Consider the following 7,448-nt stretch of genomic DNA (forward strand, 5'->3'; position numbering starts at 1 on the left):
GTTAACATAATTCTCCACAATAAAATTGTATTAAACTTAGTATACTGATGATAACGTTACTTACAATGTTCAATCATTTACTATGTGATATTATATTAATAATGTGATAGTATGTTAATACTTTTTTAATAATTTTTGTAAAACGCATACCCAGAACGATTTGTATACACACAATCTCTCAAAAGAGCTCTTTTTAACTACGATTAAGTAGTATATAATTTTATTCATTGAATTTAAGATAATATCATGCTGGAAAAATTAATATCAGAAGCTGAGAAAGGAGGGGGTAATAAAAGGATTGATACGCAACATGCAAAAGGTAAACTCACTGCTAGGGAAAGATTAAGTGTATTATTAGATTTAGATTCATTTATAGAATATGATAAATTTGTTAAGCATAACGTAAATGATTTTGGTATGGAAAATATCAATTTTTTTGGTGATGGAGTAGTTACTGGACATGGTACTATTTTAGGCAGAAAAGTGTTTGTGTACGCACAAGACTTTACAGTTTTTGGTGGATCACTTGGTGCAGCACATGCAAAAAAAATATGCAAAGTGATTGACATGGCAATTAATACAAAAGTTCCAATAATTGGGCTAAATGATTCTGGAGGAGCAAGAATTCAAGAGGGTGTTAATGCCCTTGCAGGTTATGGAGAAGTTTTCAAGAGAAATGTTGACGCATCTGGTGTAATACCTCAAATATCTTTAATTATGGGACCATGTGCCGGTGGTGCTGTTTACTCACCTGCACTCACTGATTTTACTTTTATGGTAAAAAATAGCTCATATATGTTTATTACCGGTCCAGATGTTGTCAAAAAGGTTACTCATGAAGATGTAGATCATGAAACTCTTGGCGGAAGTAAAATTCATACAAGTAAGACAGGTGTAGCAGATTGTGCATTTAACAATGATGTTGAAATGTTATTGAAAGTACGTGAGTTTTTTAATTTTTTGCCATTAAATAATCAAGAATCGCCAAGATTTATACCTAGTAATGATCCAGTAGAATATCATGATGAATCTTTAAATACTTTGATTCCTGTTAATCCAAACACTCCTTATGATATGTATGAGCTTATTGAAAAAATATGTGATGAAAGAAAGTTTTTTGAATTAAAATCTGATTTTGCGCGCAATATAATAATTGGGTTTGGTAAAATTGGTGGTTATATAGTTGGTATAGTTGCAAATCAACCTATGCATCTTGCTGGATGTCTAGATATTGACTCTTCAAGAAAAGCTGCAAGATTTGTAAGATTTTGTGATGCATTTAATATTCCACTTATTACATTAATTGATGTTCCTGGGTTTTTGCCTGGCACACATCAAGAATATAATAACGTAATACAGCACGGAGCAAAATTACTTTATGCTTATGCTGAAGCAACGATACCAAAGATTAGCGTGATTACCAGGAAAGCATATGGTGGAGCGTATATTGTCATGAATTCTAAGAATTTAAATGGTGATATAAATTATGCATGGCCAACTGCTGAAATAGCTGTAATGGGTCCTGAAAGCGCTGTAGAAATTATATTTCGTCATAAGAATGATCAACAACAATTAATCAAAGAATATAAAGAAAAATTTGCTAATCCATTATTTGCTGCATCTTATGGTTACATTGATGATGTAATCACACCAAGCAAGAGTAGATATTTTATATATAAAGCTCTGGAAATATTAAAGAATAAGCAAATGGTCAAACCATGGAAAAAGCATGATAATTTGCCTTTATAGATTTGCTACATTTGCTTGAACGGTAAAATAATGTCAAAGTGAATTTAAGCTGAATTATGGAAGTTAATTTCCATGGAAAATAAGCCTTCTTCTGGTTTTTCTACTTTAATAACTGTTCGACAGTTAAGTGGTAAAGGATCGTTTACATATCCATGTCCTATGCCTGATATTGTAAATACTGGAAAATCAACGCTTTGAGCAAATCTTTTTTTTACAATTTCTGTTAAAGCACTATTGTCAGACTTGGTGAAGTCACCAAAAATTACTGCGTCTACTTTATCAAGAATATTGGCCTGTTTCATGTGATCCAAGCTTCGCTCCATCTCATATGGGTACACCCCTACGTCTTCTAAAAATAGAATTTTACTTTTTGCGTCTACCTGCCATGTAGTTCCTATACTATTTTCAACTAAAGTCATGTTTCCACCAATAATCTTAGATTTTAAACTCTGGCTTTTTAGTTGATTATTAATAAGCTTTAAATTATTCAATTTTATTGAATGCTGTGTACCAAGGATTAATGCAGTTAATTTATCAACAGAACCTTGATCAACCTTTTCATTTACTATCTGTTCCAGTGTAGTACCATGAATAGTCTGCCAATCAAATTTCATCTGTAAATAAAGATGTAGTACGGTGTTATCACTGTATCCTATAAAGATCTTTTTATTTTGAGCAATTTTCTTTTTTTGGCTATCAGGTAATTTTTCTAAATAAGGAATGAGACGTGAAGCACCTTTCCCACCCCTTATGCACCAGATTATTCGACTGTCATCAATTAGTGCATTAATTAAATCATCTGCTCTAAATTTATCAGAGTTGGAATAGAATAAATTATTATTGCTGTATATTTTTTCTGAAATGTGAGCTTTTAAATTCAGCTTTTCTATATATTTTTTTATAAGAATCAGATTTTGTTTTTTTCCTTTGGAAGAAGGAGCAATAATATCAACTTTATCTAATGCAGATATATCAACCCACATAACACACAAAAAGAATAAGACAATTGGATACATAAAATTACTTTACATTTTAATTTTCATAATAAATACTAAATAAAATTACTATTTTACTTATGTTATGGATGAGTTTGAGCAAATTATAGGGAAAATTGAGCAAGACATAAAAGAAAATAATGTTATATTATATATGAAGGGTACTTCAGATTTTCCACAATGTGGTTTCTCTAACGTTGTATCATCAATTTTGAAAAAATTAAATGTAAAGTTCAAATGTGTAAATGTGCTAGAGGATGATGTGGTACGTGAAGCCATAAAAAAATATTCTGATTGGCCAACAATTCCACAACTATACATCAAGCAGGAGTTTATTGGTGGTTGTGATATTGTTAAAGAAATGTACTTAAATGGTGAACTGCGAGCTTTATTACAGAAAGAAGGTATTGTTAGCTAAAAAAGTTTTAGCAAAAAACCGCGGTTATTCATTATTATTTATTAATTCCTTAGCAGAGAGGATGAGCTCGTTTCTTGTTAAGGTGTAGTTACTGTTTTCCCACTGTTTCTTTATTAATTGCAAGCTTCTGCCTAAATTTTTTCCTGGTTGATATCCTATATCTATTAAGTCATTGCCAGATAATGGAAATTGAGGTATGATAAATGTATTAGCAAAAGCAATATATTGTTCTATTGTATCTCTACTTTTAGATGATTCAACACCACACACTTTTATTAAATCACAATACAGTTCATTCCCAAATAAGGATATATATTGCTTTTGTTCTTGTTCTGAAAGTTCTAATTTTATATTGTGAGACATCAAGAATAACAACTTATTCTTTTGCTTACATGAGAAACGTAAAAATCCACTTATATATTCTCCAATATTGTAATCATTAGTTGTTCTAAGAAGCAGTGCTAATTTTACTAGTGCTTCAATATGAATTATAGAGCAAAGTTCTGAAGACAATATTGTACAATCTACTTCTTTTGGAATGATTTCATGTAATACACCAGATTTTTGCATGCTTTCTAGCGTAGGAGAGGGGTTGCTACATTGCAGTAATTTAAATATTTCCTCCCTTATTCTTTCACCAGAAAGACTGCGGATTGCATGCGAATATTTACTGCATACTTCCAATATTTTACTATCTAAATTACCAACACATATTTTTGCATGAAAACGGAATGCTCTGAGAATACGTAAGTAGTCTTCTTTAATTCTATTTTCTGCATTACCAACAAAGTTTAATCTACGTGCTTTTAAATCCTCAATACCACAGAAGTAATCATATATATTATTATATTTGTCTGCATACAATGCGTTAAATGTGAAATCACGCCGTGATGCATCTTCTTGCCAACTATCAGTAAATTTGACTTCTGCGTGTCTACCGTCACATTTAATGTCACGTCTTAATGTTGTAATTTCACAAGACTGGTTATTCAGTACTGCAGTTATGGTACCATGTTTTATTCCGGTTGGAAGGGCCTTTATATTGTAGCATTCTAATGCTTTTATAACTTGATCTGGCAATAAGGAAGTTGCTAAATCAACGTCGTGAATCTCTCGTCCTAAAATTGCATCTCTTACACATCCACCAACAAACCTTACTTTACCACCGAATTTTTCTATAGCAGTAATTATGAGGTTATCAAATTTTATCATGTAAATAATTATAGATAGACGTAATAGGGTCACTATGATGATAGCCTGCTTGTGCAAGTTCAGCATTACCTCCACAGCTTTTACCAATTATATTAGCTACCAGCTCTTTTGCACTCATTATACTGGTTAAGTCTTTACTGATTTTTACAATTAAAATGTTCTTGTTGTCTTCAGTAGTAGTATATACTATAACTGTATGCAATTCACGATTGCGTAAAATCAATTCCCTTATTATATCTGCTGGAATATCTACAAAAGCATTGCTCAAAAAGTTTATGCCATTGATTGTAGTGTGTTTAATGTTTTCTAGATTTACAACTCTTTTATGTAAGCTTTTTATTTTAGCTTCGAATTTTTTACGTTCTTGATTTAAAATAGTTAAGCGATTTATTATATCATTTACTGGCGCTTTCAAATGTTCTGCGATTTGTTTTAAAGTAGTTTCATTATTACGTATATAATTTATAGCTTCTTGTCCTGTAAAAGCCTCAATTCTCCTAACTCCAAATGCAATAGAACATTCTGTAACTATTTTAAACAGTCCTATTTCTCCTGTACGTTGTACATGTGTTCCACCACACAATTCTCTGCTACTACCAACATTCACAACTCTGACTTGATCACTATATTTTTCACCAAAAAGCGCTATAGCACCTTCATTTATTGCTTGGTCCATATTTTGGATTTTTGTAGATGTAGTATGGTTTGCTCTGATTAAATTATTGACTATATTTTCTATTAAGCATAACTGGTTATAATTTACTTGCGTACTATAACTAAAATCAAATCTTAATCTATCTGGTGCAACTAAGGAGCCTTTTTGAGTAACTTGATTACCTAGAACATTTCTTAAAGCAAAATGCAACAAATGTGTAGCTGTATGATTTCTACATAAATTCTCTCTTTTATCTTTATTAATACTTGCTACAACAACATCACCCTCATGGATTGATCCTGATTTGATAATGCATTGATGTAAATGTAAACCATTAACTTTGTGTGTATTTTCTACTATGGCTACATTATTATTTACAGCATTTAGAATAGTACCAGTATCCCCAAGTTGGCCACCAGATTCTGCATAAAAAGGAGTTTTATCAAGTATGATAATTACTTTATTTCCTACGTGTGCTGCGTTAATAATTTCATTTTCCATTGAAATAATATTTAATACTTTTGCATCGCCAATTTCATCATTCTCATAGCCAATAAATTTTGTATTACCAAATTTATCAGCAAAATTAAACCATAATTGGTCTACAGATTTTTCACCAGATCCAGACCATTTACTACGTGCTTTTTGCGTCTGCATTGCGTTGTTAAAACCTCTGTGATCAAAATTTATTTTTTTTTCTTTTAAGATATCCAATGTAATATCTATAGGAAATCCATATGTATCATATAATTTGAATGCTAATTCTCCAGATAAAGTATCACCTGGGTTCAGATCCGCAGTATATTTTTCTAACATATGTATACCTTTTGTCAGTGTATCTTTAAAGTTTTCCTCTTCTGCTTTTAAAGTAGTTTCTATGAGATTTTTTGCTCTCAATAATTCCGGATAGATATCCCCCATAAAAGCCGGACTAGTACTATCTATTAAAACTGGGAAAATCCGATGTAATATAGGATCATCATACCCAAGATAACGTACTGCTCTTCTAATCAATCTGCGTAATATGTAGTTTCTGCCTTCATTGCCAGGTAATACCCCCTCTGCAATGAGAAATGCAGCTGCACGCATATGATCTGCAATTATCCTATGTGCTACTTTACTTGTACAATATTTTTGAATGTGACTAATTATTGCAGTAAAAAAGTCTGTATCATAATTATCGTATACATTCTGTAGCACTGCGGTAATCCTTTCTAACCCCATCCCTGTATCAATGCATTTCTTTGGTAATGCATGCAAATTGCCTTCTGCATCTTTATCGAATTCCATAAAGACTAAATTCCAGATTTCTACGACTTTATCGTCACTGTTCAAATCTGTATCGTAAAATATTTCAGAGCATGGACCACAAGGGCCTGTATTACCCATACTCCAAAAGTTATCATCTGTTGCAATTCTAATAATTTTTTCATCTGCTAGGCCACTAATCTTACGCCATATTTCATATGCCTCATCGTCAGTATGGTAAACAGTGATAGATAATCTGTTTTTATCAAGTGATAATTCTTGGGTAATAAAATTCCATGCAAGTTCTATTGCAGTTTCCTTAAAATAATCACCAAAACTGAAATTACCTAACATTTCAAAAAATGTATGGTGACGACTTGTATAACCTACTGTTTCTAGATCATTGTGTTTACCACCTACTCTTAGACATTTTTGACTTGAAACAGCACGTTTCATATCAGTTTGTTGTTTGCCAGTAAATATATTTTTAAATTGCACCATTCCAGCATTTGTAAACATTAGTGTTGGATCATGCTCTGGAATTAACAGAGAAGATGAAACAAGCCGATGATTATTTTCTATAAAAAATTTTAAAAATTTTGCTCTGATTTCATTGAGTTTCATAATTTTATTTAATCTGGTTATTAATAATATGTTGCCAAACTTAGTTTATCAATAGATTCATTTTTACTACATTAGTTTATTTGGGATCCAAAAAACTATTAAGTTGGATAGCTTTTAAAACAAGAATTATTTTATTAAAAAGATACATTTTTACGCTTTTGCAATAATTTGCTGTTTCGCAAAAGATCTATTATTTTGTGTATTGTAGCATTATAATCTATCTTTATTTTTTCTATTAAGTTAAGGTTTGTGATGTATTCTCGATATGTTTCTTTGCTTGTGTAATAAGCATATCGATGATATCTTTAACTGGTTTTTCTCCATCAACCATACCTACACTTTGTCCAGCCATCAGAGAACCTGTTTCAATATCTCCCTCAATCACTGCCCTTCTTAATGCACCGGCCCAGAATTTTTCTATTTCAAGTTGCGCTTCAGTTTTGGATATTTTGTTGAGTTGGTATTGATTGATAATTTCTTTTTGGTGATTCATAAAATCATTGCTTGCTTTATTAGCAATAGCACGCACAGGAATGATAGGAAAGTC

The 7,448-nt window shown here is 31.4% G+C and carries 5 protein-coding genes and 1 pseudogene; 2 read left to right on the top strand and 4 right to left on the bottom strand.

Features of this window, described 5'->3' with window-relative positions; genetic code table 11:
- Positions 1 to 246 precede the first annotated feature (246 nt).
- The gene (locus BIY23_RS01880) at positions 247 to 1,749 is read left to right on the top strand and encodes an acyl-CoA carboxylase subunit beta (RefSeq protein WP_070064881.1); all 1,503 of its coding nucleotides are present in this window, start codon (positions 247 to 249) and stop codon (positions 1,747 to 1,749) included.
- Between the two features lie 44 nt (positions 1,750 to 1,793).
- Here the strand turns inward: BIY23_RS01880 and BIY23_RS01885 are convergent, their stop codons facing one another.
- Positions 1,794 to 2,765: an LD-carboxypeptidase gene (locus BIY23_RS01885; protein WP_070064882.1), complete on the bottom strand. Its 972-nt coding sequence runs from the start codon at positions 2,763 to 2,765 to the stop codon at positions 1,794 to 1,796.
- Positions 2,766 to 2,829: 64 nt separating this feature from the next.
- On the opposite strand from BIY23_RS01885, the gene grxD reads away from it, so the two are divergent.
- On the top strand, positions 2,830 to 3,162 hold the full coding sequence (gene grxD, locus BIY23_RS01890; protein WP_070064883.1) for a Grx4 family monothiol glutaredoxin: 333 nt from the start codon (positions 2,830 to 2,832) through the stop codon (positions 3,160 to 3,162).
- Positions 3,163 to 3,186: 24 nt separating this feature from the next.
- Here grxD and BIY23_RS01895 read toward each other — a convergent pair whose 3' ends face one another.
- The 3 genes and pseudogenes from BIY23_RS01895 to BIY23_RS01905 all read right to left on the bottom strand — a co-directional run.
- Positions 3,187 to 4,374, bottom strand: a complete 1,188-nt coding sequence (locus BIY23_RS01895) for a CCA tRNA nucleotidyltransferase (protein WP_148115206.1) — start codon at positions 4,372 to 4,374, stop codon at positions 3,187 to 3,189.
- Entirely contained in the window at positions 4,361 to 6,901 is a 2,541-nt protein-coding gene (alaS, locus tag BIY23_RS01900; protein ID WP_070064884.1) for an alanine--tRNA ligase, read from the bottom strand. The genes BIY23_RS01895 and alaS overlap by 14 nt, the downstream gene beginning before the upstream one ends.
- Before the next feature lie 235 nt (positions 6,902 to 7,136).
- A pseudogene (locus BIY23_RS01905) lies at positions 7,137 to 7,448 on the bottom strand (2-nitropropane dioxygenase); the annotation flags it as partial.

Origin of the sequence: Wolbachia pipientis (assembly GCF_001752665.1) — a bacterium.
GTDB classification, from domain to species: Bacteria; Pseudomonadota; Alphaproteobacteria; order Rickettsiales; family Anaplasmataceae; genus Wolbachia; species Wolbachia pipientis_A.

Coding starts and splice junctions, on each gene's coding strand:
- BIY23_RS01885 (WP_070064882.1), bottom strand. CDS start 2,765: ATGTATCCAATTGTCTTATTCTTTTTGTGTGTTATGTGGGTTGATATA.
- BIY23_RS01895 (WP_148115206.1), bottom strand. CDS start 4,374: ATGATAAAATTTGATAACCTCATAATTACTGCTATAGAAAAATTCGGT.
- alaS (WP_070064884.1), bottom strand. CDS start 6,901: ATGAAACTCAATGAAATCAGAGCAAAATTTTTAAAATTTTTTATAGAA.
- grxD (WP_070064883.1), top strand. CDS start 2,830: ATGGATGAGTTTGAGCAAATTATAGGGAAAATTGAGCAAGACATAAAA.
- BIY23_RS01880 (WP_070064881.1), top strand. CDS start 247: ATGCTGGAAAAATTAATATCAGAAGCTGAGAAAGGAGGGGGTAATAAA.